Raw genomic sequence first — 18,993 nt, 5'->3', positions numbered from 1 at the left:
GAGCGGGAGTGGGGCTGACATGAGGGTCGTCATCGTCGGAGCCGGTGTGGGCGGGCTCGCCCTGGCGCGGGGGCTCACCGGCCGGGGCCACGAGGTCGAGGTGCACGAACGCGCGCCCGAACCGCGCGCCGAAGGGGCCGGAGTCGGTCTGTACCCCAACGGCACCGCCGCCCTGCTGGAGCTGGGGGTGGACACCACGGGTGTCGGACGGCGCCTGGACGGGGTGGAGCACCGCGACCCCTCCGGGCGGCTTCGCCACACGCTCGACGTGGACGCCGTGGGCGACCACTACGGGTCCGGGAGCCGGACCGTTCCCCGGCGCGCCCTCCTGGACCTGATCGCCGAAGGGCTCCCGGAGGGCACCGTGCGCCACGGCCGCGTGTGCACCCGGGTGCGCGTCAATCCCGACGGCACCGTGAGCGCGCTCTTCGGGGACGGCACCGGCTCCACGGGCGACGTGGTGGTCGGCGCGGACGGTGTGCGCTCGGCGGCCCGGCGCGACCTGTGGGAGGGAGACCGGTCCCGGCCCACCGGCTGGGCCAGCTGGCACGGGCTCACCCGGGTGCCCGTGGACCTGGCGGCGGGCACGGTCGCGGCCGTGGTCCAGGGGCGCCAGGGCCTGTGCGGGATGGCGCCCGCCGGGGACGGGCTCGTGCAGTGGTGGTTCGACGTGCGCTGGCGACCGGACATCCCCCGGCCCGCCTCACCGGTCGGTGTGCTGCGCCGCCTGTTCCGGGACTGGACCGACCCGGACGTGCGCGCCGTCCTGGAGCACGTGGAGGACGAGGACCTCACGCTGTTCGAGCACGCGCGCCACCGGGTGCCCCGGGTCTGGGGCGAGGGCGGGGCGACTCTGCTGGGCGATGCCGCGCACGCCTTGCCGCCCTCCAGCGCGCAGGGGGCCAACCAGGCCCTGGAGGACGCGTGGGCGCTGACCCTGGCGCTGTCGGGAGAGGGGGCCGGAGCCGACCCCGCCGCCGCGCTGCGCCGGTACGAGTCGGTGCGCCGGGGGCCGGTGCGGTTGGCGTCGCTGGCCTCGGGTGCGGAGGCCCTCACACGGTTGCCCGCACCCCGGTTCCTGGGGGCCGAGCGGATCGACTCGCTGGTCACCCGACAGTTCGTGGGCTATCTGGGCGGGGTGAGCAACGTCCTCACCGGCCGCCGTCCCTGAAAAGCTGCCCCAGGAACAACACCAGCGCCTCAGCGCACTCCAGTCGCCCGATTCACGGAATCGGGCGACTTTCTCGTGTCCTGAGGAGTTCCTTGTCCGCGAGGGCCGCGAGGGGAGCCGCCTGGGAGGTTCAGATTTTTTGAAACTCGCCGAAGTGAGGTTAGACTAACCTTGCTTGATGTCGGGGTTCTCCCGTTTTGTTGGTTCCTTCGTGCTGCCCTCCACCGAGGCCACCCCCCGCACGCGCAACCGGCCCGCCCACAGCGACGCGGCCGCTCCCCGTGACGAAGAAAGCAGTGAACATGCACTCCACCCTGCGCCGAAGCGGCGGCATCGCCCTCACCACGGCCCTCGCGCTCGGCCTGGCCGCCTGCGGCACCGACACCGGGGACACCCCCTCGGAGGTGAACGCGGACGGCACCTTCCCCGTCTCCGTCGAGAGCGCCCTCGGCACCGCCGAGATCTCCGAGCGGCCCGAACGCGTCGTCACCCTCGGCCAGGGCTCCGCCGAGACCGCCATCGCCCTGGGCACCGTGCCGGTCGGTATCGAGAGCTACGAGTGGGGCAGCGACGACACCGGGTACCTGCCGTGGATTCACGAGGCCGTCACCGCATCCGGCGAGGAACTCCCCGAACAGTTCGCGGGCGCCGACGACATCGACTTCGAGGCGATCATCGAACTCGCCCCGGACGTCATCCTCGCCCCCTGGTCCGGGGTGACCCAGGAGCAGTACGACATCCTCACCGACATCGCCCCCACGGTCGCCTACCCCGACCTCGCCTGGAGCACCGACTGGGACGAGCAGATCGAGATCATCGGCCGGGCGCTGGGCCAGCCCGAGGAGGCCGAGGAGCTCGTCACCGAGATCGAGGGCCGGTTCGAGGCGGCCGCCGCCGAGAACCCCGACTTCGCCGACCTCACCTTCTCCTACGTCTACACCGACGGCCCCGGCACGCTCGGCGTCTTCCTCCCCGACGAACAGCGCGTGGCCATGGTGCGCGGCCTCGGGCTCCAGGTGGACCCGGTCGTGGAGACCTTCCCCGAGACCGAGGGCACCGACTCCGCCCTGGTGGGACTGGAGAACGCCGACCGGTTCGGTGACAGCGACCTCGTCTTCACCTTCTACACCGACGCCGAGACGCGCGCCGAGATCGAGTCCCAGGACCTCTACGGCTCCATCCCCGCCATCGAGCGCGGCTCCGTGGTCACCAGCGACGACAACTCCTTCGTCACCGCCTCCTCCCTGATCAACCCGCTCACGGTGCCGTGGGTCATCGACCGGTACGTCCCCCTCATCGAGGAGGCCGCCGGGACACTGGACGACTGAGGCGGACCGGCGACGTGATCGTGAAGACAGCCGCGGCGCCGCACCGCACCGGGCCCGCCCGCGCCGCGCTCGCCCTGGGCGCGGCCGGGGCGGTCCTGGCGGGTGCGGTCCTGCTCAGCCTCGTGGCGGGCAGCAAGCCCACCTCGCCCGCGGAGGTGTGGCAGGTGTTCGCCGGTACGGCGGACCCGCACACCACCGCCGTGGTCGAGAGCCGCTACCCGCGCACCCTCCTCGGGATCGTCGCGGGAGCCGCGCTGGCCCTGTCCGGCACCCTCATGCAGGGGGTGACTCGCAACCCTCTGGCCGACCCCGGGCTGCTGGGGGTCAACGCCGGGGCGGCGGCCGCCGTGGTCACCGCCACCGCCCTGCTCGGACCGGCCTCCACCACCGCCACCGTCTGGTGGGCGCTGCCCGGTGCGGTACTGGCCGGGCTGGCCGCCCACACGGTGGGCACCCGGGGCGGAGACGGAGGCATGGTTCGCCTGGTCCTGGCCGGTGCGGTGGTCTCGGCGGTGCTCACGGCCTACGTGCAGGCGGTGTCGCTGAGCATGCCGGACGTGTTCGACAGCTACCGCTACTGGGTGGTGGGATCGCTGGCCGGTCGCGGGTTCGACGTGGTGCTCGCGGTCCTGCCGGTGCTCGGCGCGGGGACCCTGCTGGCACTGCTGGTCACGGGGTCGCTCAACGCCCTGGCCCTGGGGGAGGAGGCGGCGGTGGCCACCGGCGCCAACGTGTTCCTGGCGCGCTCGGGCGGACTCTTGGGGGGCACCCTGCTGGCGGCGGGGGCGACGGCGGCGGCGGGACCGGTCGCCTTCGTCGGCCTGGCCGTCCCGCACGTGGTGCGCGGGCTGGTCGGGGTGGACTTCCGGCTCCAGGTGCCCTTCGCCCTGCTGGTCGGTCCCTCCCTGCTGCTGGTGGCCGACGTCGTGGGCCGCACCCTGGTGCGCCCGATGGAGCTGATGGTGGGCGTGGTCACGGCCTTCGTGGGGGCGCCCGTGCTGTTGTACGTGGTCCGAAGGTCGAGGGCGGGGACATGAACCTCGGAGTCCGATCCGCGCCGGTGTCCTCCGCGACCCCGGTGGCGTCACCTCCGTTCCCGGTCCTGCGGCTGGGCCGGTTCGTCGCCCTACCGCTGCACCGGCGCTCGCTGGTCGTGGCCCTGGCGCTTCTGGTACTCCTGTGCGCGGCGGCCGCCGCCACCCTCAGCCTGGGCCGTCTTGGCGTGCCCCTCACGCAGCTGCCCGCCGTCCTGTCCGGACGCGGGGAGGCCGCCCACCTGTTCGCCCTCGAACGGTTGCGCGGCCCCCGGCTGGCCGTGGCGGCGGGGACGGGGATCGCCCTGGGACTGGCCGGCGCGCTGTTCCAGTCGGTCACGCGCAACCCGCTGGGCAGCCCCGACGTGATCGGCCTCGGAGCGGGCGCCGGGGCGGGCGCGGCCTTCGCCGCGCTCATGCTCCCCGGGATCGTGCCCGTGCCGATGGGCGCCCTGGCCGGTGCGGCGCTGGCCGTGGCGGTGGTGGCCTCCGTGACCGGGACCGGGCTGCGCGACCCCGGCCGGCTGATCGTCGCGGGCATCGGCGTGGCCGCCATGGCCCAGGCCTTCACGCACTTCGTGGTGTCGGTGATGGCCCGGGACAAGGCCAGCGTGCTGGCCGCCTACGTCAACGGGAGTCTGGGCGCCCGGTCCTGGGACCACGCCGCCACCGTGTGGCTCGCCCTCGCCCTGGCGGTGCCGCTGCTCGTGCTCCTGGCCGGGCCGGTCGCGCTCAACGAGATGGGTGACGAGCTCGCCGACGGGCTCGGGGCCCGTGCGTCCGGCACCCGGACGGCCGCGGTCGTGCTCTCGGTGGTGCTCTCGGCCGCGGCGGTGAGCGTGGCCGGGCCGATCGCGTTCGTGTCCCTCACCGCGCCGCAGATCGCCCGCAGGCTCAGCGCGGCGCCCGGCCCCAACCTGGCGCTCTCCGCGTTGGTCGGGGCGCTGCTGCTGGTGTCGGCCGACCTGGCCGTGCAGCACGCGCCGGTCGCCGAGGGGCTGCCCGTGGGGGTCCTGACCCTGGCGATCGGCGGTGTGTACCTGGGCTACCTGCTCATCCGTGAATGGCGAAGGGGAAGACTGTGAGCCGTGAGACCACTCCGGTCCTGTCCGCCGAGGGGCTCACCCTGGGCTACGGGGCCGATCCGGTCGTGCGCGACCTGGACCTGACCGTGTCCGAGGGCGAGTTCACGGTGATCGTGGGCCCCAACGGCTGCGGCAAGTCCACGCTGCTCAAGGCGCTGGGCCGGGTGAACCGGCCGGTGGCGGGCCGGGTGCTGCTGCACGGGCGCGACGTGCGCTCCCAGCGGCCCAAGGCGGTCGCCCGCCGGCTGGCGCTGCTGCCGCAGAGCCCGCTGGCACCCGAGGGCATCACGGTCCGCGCGCTGGTGGCGCGCGGCCGCTTCCCGCACCACACCCTGCTGCGCCAGTGGGTGCCGGAGGACGAGGCGGCGGTGGCCGGAGCCCTGGAACTCGCCGGGCTGGCCGGACTGGCCGACGCGCGGGTCGGCTCGCTCTCGGGCGGGCAGCGTCAGCGCGCCTGGGTGGCGATGGTGCTGGCCCAGGACAGCGGCACGCTGCTGCTGGACGAGCCCACCACCTACCTGGACATCGCGCACCAGTACGACCTGTTGGAGCTGTTCGCCGACCTGCACCGGCGCGGCCGCACCGTGGTGGCGGTGCTGCACGACCTCGCCCAGGCGGCCCGCTTCGCGACGCGCATGGTGATGATGGACGGGGGAGCGGTGGTCGCGGACGGCGCGCCCGAGGAGGTCGTCACGGCCGAGCGGGTGGCCCGGGTGTTCGGGCTGGCGTGTGACGTGGTGCCCGACCCCCGGACGGGGACTCCGCTGGTCGTCCCGCACGAGCGGGCGCGCACGGGGGCCTGAGTTCAGGCGTGCGCCGGACCGGGGCCGGGTTCCTCCGGCGGCTCGGTCGTGTGCCGCTCGGGGCGTTCGGCCTTGTACCGCTCCCACTGCTCCAGCAGAACGTCGTGGTAGCCGTCCAGCCAGGTCATGTAGTCGTACATGTTGTGCAGCCGGGTGCGGGAGGACGGACCCAGGTGGGGGAGGCGTTCGAGCGCGGAGGCGGCCAGGTCGCGCTGTTGGCGCAGGTAGCCGCGTTCGTTGCGCAGGAACCCGCCCCAGACGTCCTCGTCCATGCTGATCAGTCGTGAACGGCTGTCGGGGGAGTCGACCAGGGTCACGAACCCGAGCTCGCGCAGGCGGCGCACCGACTGTGAGACCGATCCGCGGCTCACTCCGGCGCCCTCCGCGACGGCCTCGGCGCTCACGGCGTCCCGGTCGGCCACCAGCAGGTAGCCCACGATGCGCCCCTCCGCTTTGGGTCGTCCCTGGGACTGCCAGTAGGCGGCGAAGCGCCCGACGAAGTCGTCGCGGAACTCCTCGGCGCCGACCTCGCCACCGTCCGCCTCCACGGTGTCCAACGCCTGTTCCTCCCGTGCACCCTGCGTCATGGGGCCACCCTAGCGCCCGGACGGGCGCCCCCTCTCCGGTTCCGCCGGACGGGCGCGAGAGGTGCGGCGCAGGGGTTCCAGCAGCCCCGCCAGGGCCGTCCAGACCTCCTCCAGGTCCCCGTCGCCACCGGTGTCCGCGAGCCACAGGGCCGCCTCGTTCATGGCTCCCGAGAGCAGGTGCGCCAGGGGAGCCACGGGACGGGGGTCGATGACGCCCGCGTCGACGAGCGCCGTGAGCGACTCGGTGAGGTGGTGGGCGGAGGAGGCCTCGTCGAGGGCGCGCCACTCACGCCAGCCCAGGACGGCGGGGCCGTCCACGAGCATGATCCGGCGGACGTCGGGGGCGGTGCTGGCGGTGAGGAAGGCGCGGCACCCGGCGGTGAGCTGGTCCCAGGGGTGGGTGTGGGCGTCGGCGGCGGCGGCCACGGCGGCCCCCACCTCCTCCTGGGTCTGGGCCAGGACCGCGCGGAACAGGTCGGCCTTGCCGTCGAAGTGGTGGTAGAGCGCGCCCTTGGTGACCTGGGCGGCGTCGACGATCCCGGCCAGGCCCACCCCGGTGTACCCGTGCTCGGCGAACAGGCGCCGCCCCTCCCGAAGAAGGGTCCGTCTGGTCCTGGCTCGCTGCTCGGCCCGTGCGCCCGTGTCCCTGGTCATCGACCCCCCTGTTGACATACCGACGGTACGTGAATAGCGTAGCTCAACATACCGTTGGTATGCGAAAGGAACGCCATGCGCCTCACCAGCTTCTATCCCGTGCTGTGCACACCCCGCCTCCAGGAGAGCCACGACTTCTACACGCGGTGGTTCGGCTTCGAGGACACCTTCGTCGCGGACTGGTACGTCAGCCTGCGCAGGCCCGGTCCTCCGGACCACGAGCTCGCCCTGGTGGCGGCGGGCCACCCGACCCTGCCCGAGGGGTACCGGACCGCCGCCGCGCAGGGGGTACTGCTCAACGTCGAGGTCGCCGACGTCGACGCCGAGTGGCGCCGCCTGGTCGTCGACGGCGGGCTGGAGCCCGTGCTCACGCTGCGCAGCGAGGCCTTCGGGCAGCGGCACTTCATCGTGGCCGACCCCGCGGGGGCCCTCGTCGACGTCATCACTCCGATTGACCCCTCCGAGGAGTACGCCGACCAGTTCCTCGACTGAGACGCCCCGGAGCCCACCGTCCCGCCGCCGGACCCGGACGCCCCGTGCGCGCGGGGTACCATCCGGTCGGTATGCTGGCCGGGGCGGTGGTCAGGAGCCCCGCCGTGGGGAGACCCGGGGCACGAAACGAGGCGGGACATGGCGCGAGAACAGCGGACGGCCGAGGTCGGAGCCGGGCGCGGGACCGTGCCCGAACGGCTCCTGGAGGCGGCCACCCGGCTCTTCGCGGAGAAGGGCTTCGAGAGCACCTCGGTCCAGGAGGTCGTGGCCGCCGCCGGTGTCACCAAGGGGGCGATGTACCACTACTTCGGCTCCAAGGACGACCTGCTGTACGAGGTCTACGCGCGTGTCCTGCGCATGCAGACCGACCACCTGGTGGAGATCTCCTCCCGGGAGGAGCCCGTCGCCGAACGGGTCCACGCGGCCGCCGCCGACGTGATCGTCACCAGCGTCGCCAACATGGACGACACCAAGATCTTCTTCCGGTCCATGCACCAGCTCGCCCCGGAGAAGCAGCGTGACGTGCGGGCCGAGCGCCGCCGGTACCACGAACTCTTCCGGGCGATGGTCGAACAGGGCCAGGAGGAGGGGGTTTTCCGCACCGACGTCCCCGCCGACCTCGTCGTCGACTACTTCTTCGGCTCCGTGCACCACCTGGGCACCTGGTACCGGCACGACGGTGAGCTCACCGGCGACGACGTGGGCCGCCACTTCGCCGACCTGCTCATCGCGGGCCTGCGCCCGCTGGCCTGAGGCACACGGGCCGCGTTCACGGGCCCGGAACCCGTTTCGCCCGCCCCCGCCGAGCGGCGCCGGGGCCGGAGCGCCCGGCCCCGGCCACGGCCACGGCGGCGACCCCGGCGACGACCGCGCCCGCCAGGCCGTGTTGTACGGCCTAGGGTGTGTTTTGTGGATGCTTTCGCCTTCTGGCGGCGGAGCCGCCAGCACCGCGAGCGGCCGCCAGGCCATCTCTCGCAAGACGATGAGCGACGGTCAGCCCGGGTTTGGCTGTCCGAGCTTCATCGGCGCAGCGAGAGGCAGCCTGGCCACGCGAGCGCGGAATGATTCACAAAACAGGCCCTAGGCGTACCTGCGCAGCTCGGCGCGGGCCAGCGAGCGCAGGTGCACCTCGTCCGGGCCGTCCGCCAACCGCAGTGAGCGCACCCCCGCCTGCCATCCGGCCAACGGGGTGTCCTGGCTGACGCCGGCGGCACCGTGCGCCTGCACGCACCGGTCCAGAATCCACTCCACCGTGCGCGGCGTGGCGATCTTGATGGCCTGGATCTCGGTGTGCGCCCCCTTGTTACCCACCGTGTCCATCAGGTACGCGGTCTTGAGCACCAGCAGACGCAGCTGTTCGATCGCCACCCGGGCCTCGGCGATCCACTCGCGGACCACGCCCTGCTCGGCCAGCGGACGGCCGAACGCCACCCGGTCCAACACCCGTCGGCACGTCAGCTCCAGGGCGCGCTCGGCCATGCCGATGGAGCGCATGCAGTGGTGGATGCGGCCCGGTCCCAGCCGGGCCTGGGCGATGGCGAACCCGTCGCCCTCCCCGCCCACGAGGTGGTCCGCGGGTACGCGGACGTCGTCGAGGAACACCTCCGCGTGGCCGCCGTGGCCGCTGTCGTCGTAGCCGAACACCCGCATGCCGCGCTCGATCCGCAGCCCCGGGGTGCCACGGGGTACCAGAACCATGCTCTGCTGCCGGTGCCGCTCGGCCCCGGGGTCGGTCTTGCCCATCACGATGAGGACCTCACAGGCGGGGTCGAGCGCGCCGGTGATGAACCACTTGTGGCCGTTGACCACGTACTCGTCGCCCTCACGGACGATCCGGGTGGTGATGTTGGTGGCGTCGGAGGAGGCCACCTCCGGTTCGGTCATGGCGAAGGCGGAGCGGACGCGCCCGTCCAGCAGCGGCTCCAGCCACCGCAGCTTCTGCTCCGGGGTGCCGAACATCGCCAGCACCTCCATGTTGCCGGTGTCCGGGGCGGAACAGTTGAGCGCCACCGGGGCCAGCTGGGGGCTGCGTCCGGTGATCTCGGCCAGCGGCGCGTACTGGAGGTTGGGCAGCCCGCCGTGCTCGGGGTGCCCGGCCAGGAAGAGGTTCCACAGCCCCCGGCGGCGGGCCTCGGCCCGCAGCTCCGCGACGACCGGCGGCGCCGACCAGGGGCTGGCGCGCTCGGCCAGCTGGGCGGCGAACACGGGTTCGGCGGGATAGACGTGCTCGTCCATGAAGTCCAGCAGCCGGGACCGCAGCTCCTCGGTCCGGGCGTCGTACGCGAAGTCCATCGCTCCTCAGTCCTCCTCAAGAACGGAACGCGCCCGACGGACCAGGGGGGCGACGACGTCCCCGATCCCGTCGAAGCCCGCCCCCACGGTCAGTCCGCGCGTGTGCCGGTAGTGGATGCCCTCGGCGATCACCGCGAGCTTGAAGCAGCCGAAGGCCACGTACCAGCCGATCCGGGACACGTCCCGTCCGGTCGCGGCCGCGTAGGTCCGCGCCAGTTCGGCGGAGTCGGGGAACCCCTCGGCGGAGGTGGCCGGCCGGGCCCCGCCGATGACGGGCTGTTCCCGGTAGACCAGCATCAGGCCGAGGTCGACGAGCGGGTCGCCGAGGGTGGCCATCTCCCAGTCCAGGACGGCGGTGAGGCGGCCGTCCCCGGTGACCAGCACGTTGTCCAGCCGGTAGTCGCCGTGCACGATCGCGGGCGCTCCCTGCTCGGGGAGCGTGGCGGCGAGCCGGTCGCGGAGTTCGTCGACGCCGGGGATGTCACGGCTGCGCGAGGCCTCCAGCTGTCGGCTCCACCGGCGTACCTGGCGTTCCAGGAACCCGTCCGGGCGGCCGAAGTCGCCCAGGCCCACCGCCTCGGGGTCCACGGCGTGCAGCGCGCCGAGCGTGGCGATCAGCGCGCTGGCGATCGAGCGGACGCCCTCGGCGCCGAACGGGGCGATCTCGTCCAGGGTGCGCAGCGGGGTGCCCGCCACGTGCTCCATGACGTAGAACGGCGCGCCCAGGACGTCGGGGTCCTCGCACAGGACGTGCGTGCGCGGCACCGGGACGTCCGTCCCGCGCAGCGCGCTCATGACCCGGTACTCGCGGGGCATGTCGTGGGCGGTGGCCAGAACGTGCCCCAGGGGCGGGCGGCGCACCACCCACGAACCGGTGCCGTCGGTGACGGTGTAGGTGAGGTTGGACTTGCCGCCCGTGATCATCCGGCCCCCGAGCGGCCCCGCGACCAGGCCGGGCGCCGCGCGGTCCAGGTACGCGCGCAGCCGTTCGAGGTCCAGGCCGGGCAGCGCCTCGCTCATGTCCGCTCCTCGGTCGTGAACACCCGGGCCTGGATGCGGCGCATCCCGGCCAGCCAGGCGTCGGTGTCGGTGGCCCTGGCCGCGTAGTAGTCGGCGACGCGGGGGTGCGGCAGGATGAGGAAGCGTCCGTCGGCCAGTCCGGCGAGCGCCGCCTCGGCGACCTCCTCGGGGCTGATGGCCTCCCCTTCCAGGATGGCCCTGCCCTCCGGTCCGGTGGAGTCGAGCATGTCGGTGCGCACGCCCAGCGGGCACAGGCACTGGGTGGTGACGCCCCGGTCCCCGTAGGTGGCCGACATCCACTCGCCGAAGGCCAGAGCCGCGTGCTTGGTCACCGAGTACGGAGCGCTGCCCAGCATGCTGAGCAGCCCGGCGGCCGACACGGTGGTGAGCAGGTGTCCACGGCCGCGTTCGAGCCATCCGGGAAGCAACAGGCGGGCCGCACGCACGTGAGCCATCACGTTGACCTGCCAGGACAGGTCCCAGTCGGACTCCGGCGCCTCAGGGCCTCCGTGGACGCCGACCCCGGCGTTGGCCACGTAGAGGTCGATTTCGTCCAGGTGCTCCCGGGCCCGGGCGACCAGGTGGGCCACGCCCTCCTCGGTCGCGGCGTCGCCGGGAACGGCGGTGCCGCCGACCTCCCGGGCCACCGCGTGCGCGGCGTCCGCGTCCAGGTCGTTGACCACGACCCGTGCACCGCCCCGGGCCAGGCCTCGTGCCAGGGCCGCGCCGATCCCGTTGCCGCCGCCGGTGACGACGGCGCCGATCCCGTTGGGGTCCATGGTGCTCACATCTCTCCGGTGAGGGTGACCCCGCCGTCCAGCACCAGGGTGCGGCCGGTGATCCACGCCGCGTCCTCGGAGAGGAGGAAGGCCACCGCTCCGGCGACGTCCTCGGGGACGCCGAGTCGGCCCAGCGGGTACTGTGCGGCGACCTTCTCCTCCCGCCCCTCGTACAGGGCCTCGGCGAAGCGGGTCTTGACGACGGCGGGGGCGACCCCGTTGACGCGGACGCCCGGGCCGAGTTCGACCGCGAGTTCCTCGGTGACGTGGGTGAGCATGGCCTTGGTGGCACCGTAGAAGCCGATGCCGGGGGCGGGTTTGGTTCCGGCCACGGAGGACACGTTGACGATGGCGCCGCCGTGTTCGGCGAGCCGCGCGCGGTAGGCCTTCTGGACCCAGGCGATGGCCGAGAGCGCGTTGACCTCGAAGATCTTGCGGGCGGCGTCCAGGTCGAGGTCGACCATACGGCCGTAGACGGGGTTGATGCCGGTGTTGTTGACGAGCAGGTCGAGACCGCCGAAGGCCTCCAGGGTGGCGGCGATCGCGGCGTCCTGGTGCTCGGGGTCGTCGGCCCGACCGGGTACGCCGATGGCGTGCTCGGGGCCGCCCAGCGCCTCGACGGCCTCACGGAGGGGTTCGGCTCCGCGCGCGGTGACGCACACGCGGGCGCCCTCGGAGACGAGCCGCTGGGCGATGGCCAGGCCGATGCCGCGACTGGCGCCGGTGATGATGGCGGTGCGCCCGGTGAACCGCGATGTCATGCGTACTCCCTAGACCGACTGGTCGGTATGTCACGGAGACTCTACGTCCGCGAGGGCGCGTGCCGCAAGGGGACCAGACGCGGGCCGGGGGAGAATGGCGGCCCGGGCGCGGGCACGACCGTCCGCGCCCCCGACGCAGGAGGTTCCACCATGGCCACCGAGGTCACCGACGTCCCCGACCGCCGCCGCTACGAGGTCAGAGCCGACGGTGAGGTCGCCGGGTTCGCCGAGTACATCCTCACCGACGGGCTCATCACCTTCACGCACACCGAGATCGACCCCGCCTACGAGGGACGCGGGCTGGGCGGCACCCTCGTGCGGGAGGCCCTGGACGACGTGCGCGGGCGCGAGCTGGCCGTCCTCCCCCTGTGCCCCTTCGTCAAGGAGTGGATCGGGCGCCACCGCGAGTACGCCGACCTCGTGTACCGCTGAGACCCCGCACCGAAAGGAGACAGCAGAGTGGGTACCGACTACGGGCGCGACATCGCCTTCGGGGTCTTCCCCTCGCCGGACGCCGCCCCGGACGCCCTGCGGCGCACCTGGGCGGTGGTCGAGGCGGCCGAACGCGGCGGGCTCGACCTCGCGGGGTTCCAGGACCGCCCCTACCAGCGCCGCCACCTGGACGCCTGGAGCCTGATGGCCACGGTGCTGGCCCGCACCGAGCGGCTGCGGGTCTTTCCCGACGTCGCCCACCTCCCCCTGAGGTCCCCGGCGGTCATGGCCAAACAGGCGGCCACGCTCGACGTGCTCTCCGGCGGCCGGTTCGAGCTGGGCCTGGGCGCCGGGGCGTTCTGGGAGGCGATCGAGGCCATGGGCGGTCGGCGCCGCACGCCGCGTGAGGCCGCCGACGCCCTCCTGGAGGCGATGGAGGTGATCCGTCTGATGTGGTCGGACCAGCGGTCGGTCCGTTTCGAGGGCGACCACTACCGGCTGGCAGGGGTCAAACCCGGTCCCGCCCCGGCGCACGACATGGGGATCTGGCTCGGAGTGAGCGGTCCGCGGCTGCTGGGGGCGGTGGGGCGCGCCGCCGACGGGTGGGTGGTCTCCCATCCCTACCTGGGCACGGAGGCGCTGCCGGGGATGCACGCGCGCATCGACGAGGGCGCCGCGGAGGCGGGCCGGGACCCGGCGCACGTGCGACGCGTCTACAACCTGTGGGGCACCATCACCGGCCACGGGGTCGGCGGTGACTCCGGGGAGGCGTTGCGCGGTCCGGTGGAGGCGTGGGTGGAGGCGGTCACGGGGTTCGTGCTGGAGCACGGCATGGACACGTTCGTGCTCGGTCCGGCGGAGGGGGCGGCGTCCCAGGTGGAGGTGTTCGCCGCCGAGGTGGTGCCCGCGGTCCGGGCGGCGGTGGAGGCGGCCCGGGCCTGAGGCGGGTCTTCCTCCGTTCCGGGCGAAAGGGTCCGGAACGGAGGAATCAGACAAATGTGAATCTACATCGTCAAGGTGATGCTCCTGGCGTGTCCGGTACGGGTTACGCCGAAGGGTCCAGGGTCAGTTTGCCCACGGTGCCGCGCGAGCGCAGATCCTCGTGGGCGCGGTGCGCCTCGGACAGGGGGTAGATGGTCCCGAGCACCGGCCGCAGCGCGCCCTCGGAGACCAGCGCGAACAGTTCGTTCATCGCCTGCCTCACCACGTCGCCCGGCAGTAGGAACGCGTGAGGGAGCCACATGCCGCCGACGATGGTGGAGTGGCGCATGAGGTTGGGCAGCTTCACGGGGGCGGGGAGCTCACGCGAGGCCATGCCGTAGAAGCCCAGGCGGCCGAAGGGGGCCAGCGCCCGCACGCTCTCGTCGGTGACCCGGCCGCCCACCATGTCGAGGACGACGTCGACCCGCCGGCCCTCGTTGGCCTCGATGAGGGCGGCGGTCATGTCGGGTGCGGCGGAGTCCACCACGGCGTCCGCGCCCAGCCCCAGGGCCAGGTCGCGCTTGTCACCGGTGCTGGCCACGGCGATCACCCGGCCCGCGCCGAACCGCTTGGCGAGCTGCACGGCCAACGTGCCGACCCCGCCGCCCGCCGCGTGCACCACGACCGACTCCCCGGGCTCGACCCGGGTCGTCTTGCGCAGCAGCATCCAGGCCGAGGCGCCCTGTACGACCAGGGACAGCGCGGCCGCGTCGGTCACGTCGTCGGGGATGTCGTAGGCCAGGTTGGGGTCGACCGCCGCCCGCTGCGCGTACCCGCCGCCGCCGTTGAGCAGGGCCACGACCCGGCGACCGTCCGGGGTACGCCCCGCGACCTCGCTGCCGGGAACCAGCGGCAGGGACGAGGAGGAGAGGTAGCTGTTCTCCGCCTGGTGGGTGTCGGCGAAGTTCACCCCGCTCAGGGCCACGTCGACCACGATCTGGCCGGGGCCGGGCTCCGGTTCCGGCAGGTCCGTGGGTACGAGGACCTCGGGTCCGCCGAACTCGGTGATCTGGATGGCGCGCATGGTGGGCCCTTCCCGGTGGTGGAGCGGTGTCGGGCGGACATCATACCGACCAGATGGTATGTGTGGTGGACCCGCTGTCCCACGGGCGTGTGGCGCCGCGAAGCGGACGGGCCCCTCGCCGCGGCGGTGCGCCGGGGTCGAGGGGCCCGTGTACGGAAGCGCAGGACCTACCTGCGACGCGAGGAACCGCCGCCGGAGCGCCGGGAACCGCCCGAGCGGCCCGAACCGCTCGAACGGCTGCTGGAGGAGCGGCCCGAACTGCTGGAACGGCTACTGGAAGAGCGTCCGGAAGCGCTGGAACGGCCGCTGGAGGAGCGACCGGAAGCGCTGCCGCCGGAGCTGCGGAAGCCTCCCGAAGCGCTCCCGGACCCGTTCCGGCCGGAGTCGCTCCGGGACGAGAAGCCCCCGGAGGAGGACCGGCGCGAGGACGAGGTGCCGCGCGAGGACGACGCGCTCCCCCGGGAGGAGGTTCCCCGGGCCGCCGAGGCCCCGCGTGAGGTGGACGCTCCCTTGGCCGGGGGACGTCCGCTCGCCATGGGTAGACCCGAGGACGCGGCTCCCGGGCTCCCGGTCGTCCCGTCCCGCGCGGGTCGGGCCGTCCGGTTCTGCGACGAGTCGCGCCGGGACCCGGCCGCCCGCGAGATGCCGCCGCTCTGGGAGCGCCCCTGGCGTTCGCGGCGGGAGGTCGACCCGCTGGAGGGGGCCTCCGAACGCGAGGCGAACCCGCCTCCGCCCCGGCGCTCCACGCGCGGCGTGCGGGTGGCCCGAGGTGCGGGTGCCTCGGAGCGGCTGGAGAGCGGGCGGTAGGAGCCCCGTGAACCGCCCACGCGGTCACGGGGGGCCGTGCTCCGACGGCGTACCGGCCGGAAGGTGTGCACCACCAGGGGCGGGCGCTGGCGCCGGCTGACCACGTACCCGCGCCGGGGGTGGTGCCAGTGGTGGCGCGGTTCGTAGCCGTACTCGGGGTAGCGCCGAAAGTCCGCGTAGTGGGAGTGGTAGAACTCCGGCTCGCGCTCGTGCAGCAGCACGTCGATGGTGATCGCGGCGCCGATCACCAGGCGGCGCAGCGGCCAGGGCAGGTCGTAGGCGAACTCCAGCGCGTAGCGGTCCTCGGTGGTGAAGAACTGGCCGCCCAGCCCGGGGTGCTCCTTGCCGATCCGGGCGATCTCGATCCCGGCGTGGTCCAGGACGGTGAAGTCCCAGCCGCTCCAGTCGCCGCGGATCTCGGCGACGGTGTGGCCCCGGGGGTCGTTGAGCCGGAACCGCGATCCCATGAAGGAGCGGTCCTGGACGATGCTGCCGTAGGGCTCGTTGTGCGGGCCGCTCACGTGGATGTAGGGGCGGCCCCGGTCCCAGGGCTTGTCCAGGCTCAGGAGCGGGTGCCCGTCGGGCGCGTAGATCGTGAACCGGTGGGGCAGTTGGGAGCTGCGCCGGTGCGAGTGCGTCCACGCGGTCATGTGCTCGTTCACGTACGCGAGCGGCTGTCCGTGCTCGCTGAGGACCTCGTAGTGTCCTTCGGCCGAGAACAGGCGGCGGGGTTGCTCGACCAGCAACACGGGCGCGGTGAACAGGGGTGCGTGCATGTGGGGGCCTTTCCGGCGCTGTCGCCCTGGGGCGGCGGGTCGGTTGGGTGCCAGTCGGCTGGTTGCGCAGCGGGGAGAATTCGGGAGAATCCAGCAGAAAACCTATCGTCTGGTTTCGACGGAGGCGCACTCCTCCGGGTTCCCCGGCGTGGGGGACGCTCCCGTGGGCACCGGCCCCGGGCCCCTCGCGGCGGTCGGGCCCGGTCCGGCCTTGCGCCGCCCTACCTAACGTTGTTAGGTAGGGGTGCCCCGACCGATCCCCCCAGGAGGCACCCGTGAACGCCCAGTACATCGTCGACACCCGGAACGGACCGGTGCGCGGCGCCCCGTCCCCACGGTCCGAGGACGGGCGGATCACGGCCCACCTGGGCATCCCGTACGCGGCGGCCCCCTTCGGCGAACGCCGCTTCGCCGCCCCCGCGCCCCCGCCCGCCTGGAACGGTGTCCGCGACTGCGTCGAGGCCGGACCGCCCGCGCCCCAGAGCGCCCGGTTCATCGGTACCGAACCCTGGGACTCCGAGACCTCCCTGGACTGCCTCGTCCTCAACGTGTGGTCCCCGGGACCGGCGACCGGCGGCGACGGCGCGGGCTCCCCGGTCATGGTGTGGATTCACGGCGGCGCCTACATCGTCGGCTCCGGGGCCGAGGCCACCTACGACGGGACCCGACTCGCCGAGGCCGGGACGGTCGTGGTCACCGTCAACTACCGCCTGGGCTTCGAGGGCTTCGGCCACGTCCCGGGCCGTCCCGACAACCGTGGCCTGCTCGACCAGATCGCCGCCCTGCGCTGGGTCCGCGACAACATCGCCGCGTTCGGCGGCGATCCGGGCAACGTCACCGTCGCGGGGGAGTCCGCGGGCGCCGGTTCCGTGGTCTGCCTGATGGCCTCGCCCGCGGCGCGCGGCCTGTTCCGTCGCGCCGTCGCGCACAGCGTTCCCGGCGACATGCTCACCGTGGGCACCGCCCGGTTGCTGGCCGAGGGGATCGCCGGGGTCATCGGGGTGCCCCTGGAGGCCGACGCCCTGGCCGGGGTTCCCCCCGAGAGGCTCCTGGCTGCCACCGACACCGTGCTGGCCGGTACCGGCAGGACCAGCAAGGGTGTGCGGACCAGGGCGTTCACCTGTTACGGGCCCGTGGTCGGCGGCCCCGAGCTGCCCGAACCGCCCCTGGAGGCGATCGCCCGGGGCGCCGCCGCCGACGTGGACCTGCTGGTGGGACACAACACCGACGAGTTCACGCTCTTCACCGGCCTCGGGCAGCGGGTGGAGATCGACGGTGAGGCGGCGCTGGCAGTGGCCGCGAGTCGTCTCGGCCTGGGGGAGGACGCGGTGGAGGTCTACCGCGCGGCCCACCCCGGGGCCTCCCTCACCCGTCTCTACGACGAGATCCGCGGCGACGCCATGTTCTGCGAGTACTCCACCCGTGTCGCCGAGGCGCACGCGGCGGCGGGCGCGAGCGCGCACTTCTTCCGGTTCGCGGCGCGCAGCCGGGTCCTGGGCGGAGCCCTGGGCGCCTGTCACGCGTTCGAGCTGCCCTTCGCCTTCGGGAACACGGACTGCGACCTGGCGCGGTTCCTGTGCGAGGGCGACCCGGGCCCCGAGTACCTGGCCCTGTCCGAGCGGATGAGGGCGGCCTGGACCGGTTTCGCGGCCGTCGGGGACCCCGGCTGGGAGCCGGTCCGGCCGGGTGCGACCACGGCCCGGGTGTGGGACCTGGAGGACTCCCTGGTGACCGACGGGAGGTCCCCGCTGAGGGACCTGTGGGCCGGGGTGGCGTTCGCCCCGAAGTAGTTCCCGTGCCCCCGGGGGCCCCGGTGGTCGATAACATCGGACACGGGGACGCGTACTGGTGCGACGGGGGTCGATGCGTGGTGGATGACGTTCCGGAGGCGCTGCTGGCCGCACGCGACGACGTCGCGCGCTTCCTCCTGTCGTACAAGTTCGCGATCGACACCGTGATGGCCAAGGTCAACATCCTCAACGAGGAGTTCCGCTACACCCACGACCACAACCCGATCGAACACGTGAGCTCACGGCTCAAGACCCCGGCCAGCATCATGGAGAAGGCGCGGCGGCGGGGGGTGCCCTACGACCTCAACGAGATCCGCGGGTCCATCCTCGACATCGCCGGTATCCGGGTGACGTGCAGTTTCGTCTCGGACACCTACGCCATCCGGGACATGCTGGCCGGGCACGAGGACATCCGGGTGATGGAGGAGCGCGACTACATCCGTTCGCCCAAGCCCAACGGGTACCGGAGTCTGCACCTGTTGGTGGAGACCCAGGTGCGGATGTCGGACCGTACCGAGGACGTGCCGGTGGAGATCCAGATCCGCACGATCGCGATGGACTTCTGGGCCAGCCTGGAACACAAGATCTACTACAAGTACGCCAAGTCGGTCCCGGACCGGCTGCTGGAAGAGATCCGTGAGGCGGCCGAGACCGCCAACCAGCTGGACGTGACCATGGAGCGCCTGCACGGGGAGGTCCGGGAGCAGGGCGACCGCTCCAGGGCGCCGCTGCCCGGCCCGGAGGAGCTGCGCAAGCTGCCGTTGGCCGACGAACTGCTGCGGGCGCTGGCTGACCGGGTCAACTCCGAACGCTCCGACTGACGGCGGGTGGAACCCGAGGTCAGGACGCCTCCGTGCGGGAGACGACCTCGCTGGAGAGCAGGACGCGCTTCTCCCGGGTGTCGGCGGTGAGCACGGTGAGGAACTGGCTGCCGTTCTGGACGACGTAGGCGTACACCACCTCGTCCCGGAGCTCGACGCGTTCCTCGGGCACCCACACCTCGTCGACGACGGTCGCTCCCAACAGGACCGCGACCAGGGGGACGAAGAACGCCAGGAGCCACAGGGTGATCCGGCCCGCGCCGGTCGCCCCACAGGGAGAAGGGGTCCCCGACCAGTCGGGAACCCCTTCGTCACACCTCACCGACCCCGTCGGACCCGTGGTCCGGCGGGCGACG

At 73.1% G+C, this 18,993-nt stretch carries 20 protein-coding genes; 11 read left to right on the top strand and 9 right to left on the bottom strand.

Annotated features, from left to right (window positions below; translation table 11 throughout):
- Positions 1 to 19 precede the first annotated feature (19 nt).
- The 5 genes from ABZ635_RS09840 to ABZ635_RS09820 all read left to right on the top strand — a co-directional run bounded on the left by ABZ635_RS09840 (position 20) and on the right by ABZ635_RS09820 (position 5,421).
- Positions 20 to 1,171 carry an FAD-dependent monooxygenase gene (locus ABZ635_RS09840; RefSeq protein WP_357761668.1) on the top strand — a complete coding sequence of 384 codons (1,152 nt, stop codon included), beginning with the start codon at positions 20 to 22 and terminating at the stop codon, positions 1,169 to 1,171.
- A gap of 302 nt (positions 1,172 to 1,473) precedes the next feature.
- Positions 1,474 to 2,499, top strand: coding sequence for an iron-siderophore ABC transporter substrate-binding protein (locus ABZ635_RS09835; RefSeq protein WP_357761665.1), 1,026 nt, complete (start codon positions 1,474 to 1,476; stop codon positions 2,497 to 2,499).
- Between the two features lie 20 nt (positions 2,500 to 2,519).
- Entirely contained in the window at positions 2,520 to 3,536 is a 1,017-nt protein-coding gene (locus ABZ635_RS09830; protein WP_357761817.1) for an iron chelate uptake ABC transporter family permease subunit, read from the top strand.
- Positions 3,533 to 4,618, top strand: coding sequence for an iron chelate uptake ABC transporter family permease subunit (locus tag ABZ635_RS09825; protein ID WP_357761662.1), 1,086 nt, complete (start codon positions 3,533 to 3,535; stop codon positions 4,616 to 4,618). Before ABZ635_RS09830 ends, ABZ635_RS09825 begins: the two co-directional genes overlap by 4 nt.
- Positions 4,615 to 5,421: an ABC transporter ATP-binding protein gene (locus tag ABZ635_RS09820; RefSeq protein WP_357761659.1), complete on the top strand. Its 807-nt coding sequence runs from the start codon at positions 4,615 to 4,617 to the stop codon at positions 5,419 to 5,421. Before ABZ635_RS09825 ends, ABZ635_RS09820 begins: the two co-directional genes overlap by 4 nt.
- 2 nt (positions 5,422 to 5,423) lie before the next feature.
- Here the strand turns inward: ABZ635_RS09820 and ABZ635_RS09815 are convergent, their stop codons facing one another.
- Both ABZ635_RS09815 and ABZ635_RS09810 read right to left on the bottom strand, forming a co-directional pair.
- Positions 5,424 to 6,008 carry a MarR family transcriptional regulator gene (locus ABZ635_RS09815; RefSeq protein WP_357761656.1) on the bottom strand — a complete coding sequence of 195 codons (585 nt, stop codon included), beginning with the start codon at positions 6,006 to 6,008 and terminating at the stop codon, positions 5,424 to 5,426.
- 9 nt (positions 6,009 to 6,017) lie between these two features.
- Complete coding sequence (locus ABZ635_RS09810) at positions 6,018 to 6,662, bottom strand: TetR/AcrR family transcriptional regulator (RefSeq protein WP_357761653.1); 645 nt, start codon at positions 6,660 to 6,662, stop codon at positions 6,018 to 6,020.
- Between the two features lie 75 nt (positions 6,663 to 6,737).
- On the opposite strand from ABZ635_RS09810, the gene ABZ635_RS09805 reads away from it, so the two are divergent.
- Together ABZ635_RS09805 and ABZ635_RS09800 are read left to right on the top strand one after the other, a co-directional pair.
- Positions 6,738 to 7,154: a VOC family protein gene (locus ABZ635_RS09805; RefSeq protein ID WP_357761650.1), complete on the top strand. Its 417-nt coding sequence runs from the start codon at positions 6,738 to 6,740 to the stop codon at positions 7,152 to 7,154.
- Between the two features lie 138 nt (positions 7,155 to 7,292).
- On the top strand, positions 7,293 to 7,907 hold the full coding sequence (locus ABZ635_RS09800; protein WP_357761647.1) for a TetR/AcrR family transcriptional regulator: 615 nt from the start codon (positions 7,293 to 7,295) through the stop codon (positions 7,905 to 7,907).
- 327 nt (positions 7,908 to 8,234) lie between these two features.
- Here ABZ635_RS09800 and ABZ635_RS09795 read toward each other — a convergent pair whose 3' ends face one another.
- From ABZ635_RS09795 to ABZ635_RS09780, 4 genes are read right to left on the bottom strand one after another with little or no spacing between them, the layout of a single operon-like run.
- Positions 8,235 to 9,446 carry an acyl-CoA dehydrogenase family protein gene (locus tag ABZ635_RS09795; protein ID WP_357761644.1) on the bottom strand — a complete coding sequence of 404 codons (1,212 nt, stop codon included), beginning with the start codon at positions 9,444 to 9,446 and terminating at the stop codon, positions 8,235 to 8,237.
- A 6-nt stretch (positions 9,447 to 9,452) separates the two neighbouring features.
- A complete protein-coding gene (locus ABZ635_RS09790; RefSeq protein WP_357761641.1) occupies positions 9,453 to 10,466 on the bottom strand; it encodes a phosphotransferase family protein in 1,014 nt (337 codons plus the stop codon).
- Entirely contained in the window at positions 10,463 to 11,245 is a 783-nt protein-coding gene (locus tag ABZ635_RS09785) for an SDR family oxidoreductase (protein WP_357761815.1), read from the bottom strand. Before ABZ635_RS09785 ends, ABZ635_RS09790 begins: the two co-directional genes overlap by 4 nt.
- A 5-nt stretch (positions 11,246 to 11,250) precedes the next feature.
- Entirely contained in the window at positions 11,251 to 12,006 is a 756-nt protein-coding gene (locus tag ABZ635_RS09780) for an SDR family oxidoreductase (RefSeq protein ID WP_357761638.1), read from the bottom strand.
- A gap of 150 nt (positions 12,007 to 12,156) precedes the next feature.
- Between ABZ635_RS09780 and ABZ635_RS09775 the strand changes: the two genes are divergently transcribed.
- Positions 12,157 to 12,438 (top strand): GNAT family N-acetyltransferase, encoded by a 282-nt coding sequence (locus tag ABZ635_RS09775; RefSeq protein WP_357761635.1) that lies wholly within the window; start codon positions 12,157 to 12,159, stop codon positions 12,436 to 12,438.
- 27 nt (positions 12,439 to 12,465) lie between these two features.
- Positions 12,466 to 13,380 carry an LLM class flavin-dependent oxidoreductase gene (locus ABZ635_RS09770; protein ID WP_357761633.1) on the top strand — a complete coding sequence of 305 codons (915 nt, stop codon included), beginning with the start codon at positions 12,466 to 12,468 and terminating at the stop codon, positions 13,378 to 13,380.
- A gap of 103 nt (positions 13,381 to 13,483) precedes the next feature.
- Here ABZ635_RS09770 and ABZ635_RS09765 read toward each other — a convergent pair whose 3' ends face one another.
- Together ABZ635_RS09765 and ABZ635_RS09760 are read right to left on the bottom strand one after the other, a co-directional pair.
- The gene (locus tag ABZ635_RS09765) at positions 13,484 to 14,443 is read right to left on the bottom strand and encodes a zinc-binding dehydrogenase (RefSeq protein WP_357761630.1); all 960 of its coding nucleotides are present in this window, start codon (positions 14,441 to 14,443) and stop codon (positions 13,484 to 13,486) included.
- Between the two features lie 167 nt (positions 14,444 to 14,610).
- Positions 14,611 to 16,026, bottom strand: coding sequence for a phospholipid scramblase-related protein (locus tag ABZ635_RS09760; protein WP_357761627.1), 1,416 nt, complete (start codon positions 16,024 to 16,026; stop codon positions 14,611 to 14,613).
- A gap of 275 nt (positions 16,027 to 16,301) precedes the next feature.
- Between ABZ635_RS09760 and ABZ635_RS09755 the strand changes: the two genes are divergently transcribed.
- Positions 16,302 to 17,816, top strand: coding sequence for a carboxylesterase family protein (locus tag ABZ635_RS09755; protein ID WP_357761624.1), 1,515 nt, complete (start codon positions 16,302 to 16,304; stop codon positions 17,814 to 17,816).
- Between the two features lie 80 nt (positions 17,817 to 17,896).
- A complete protein-coding gene (locus ABZ635_RS09750; protein ID WP_357761812.1) occupies positions 17,897 to 18,637 on the top strand; it encodes a GTP pyrophosphokinase family protein in 741 nt (246 codons plus the stop codon).
- Positions 18,638 to 18,656: 19 nt separating this feature from the next.
- On the opposite strand, the gene ABZ635_RS09745 is transcribed toward ABZ635_RS09750, so the two are convergent.
- Positions 18,657 to 18,959 (bottom strand): hypothetical protein, encoded by a 303-nt coding sequence (locus ABZ635_RS09745; RefSeq protein ID WP_357761621.1) that lies wholly within the window; start codon positions 18,957 to 18,959, stop codon positions 18,657 to 18,659.
- Positions 18,960 to 18,993: the final 34 nt, after the last annotated feature.

The sequence above is a fragment of the Nocardiopsis sp. NPDC007018 genome, assembly GCF_040635075.1.
Taxonomy (GTDB): Bacteria; Actinomycetota; Actinomycetes; order Streptosporangiales; family Streptosporangiaceae; genus Nocardiopsis.
This window is presented reverse-complemented; position numbering and strand designations above follow the sequence as displayed.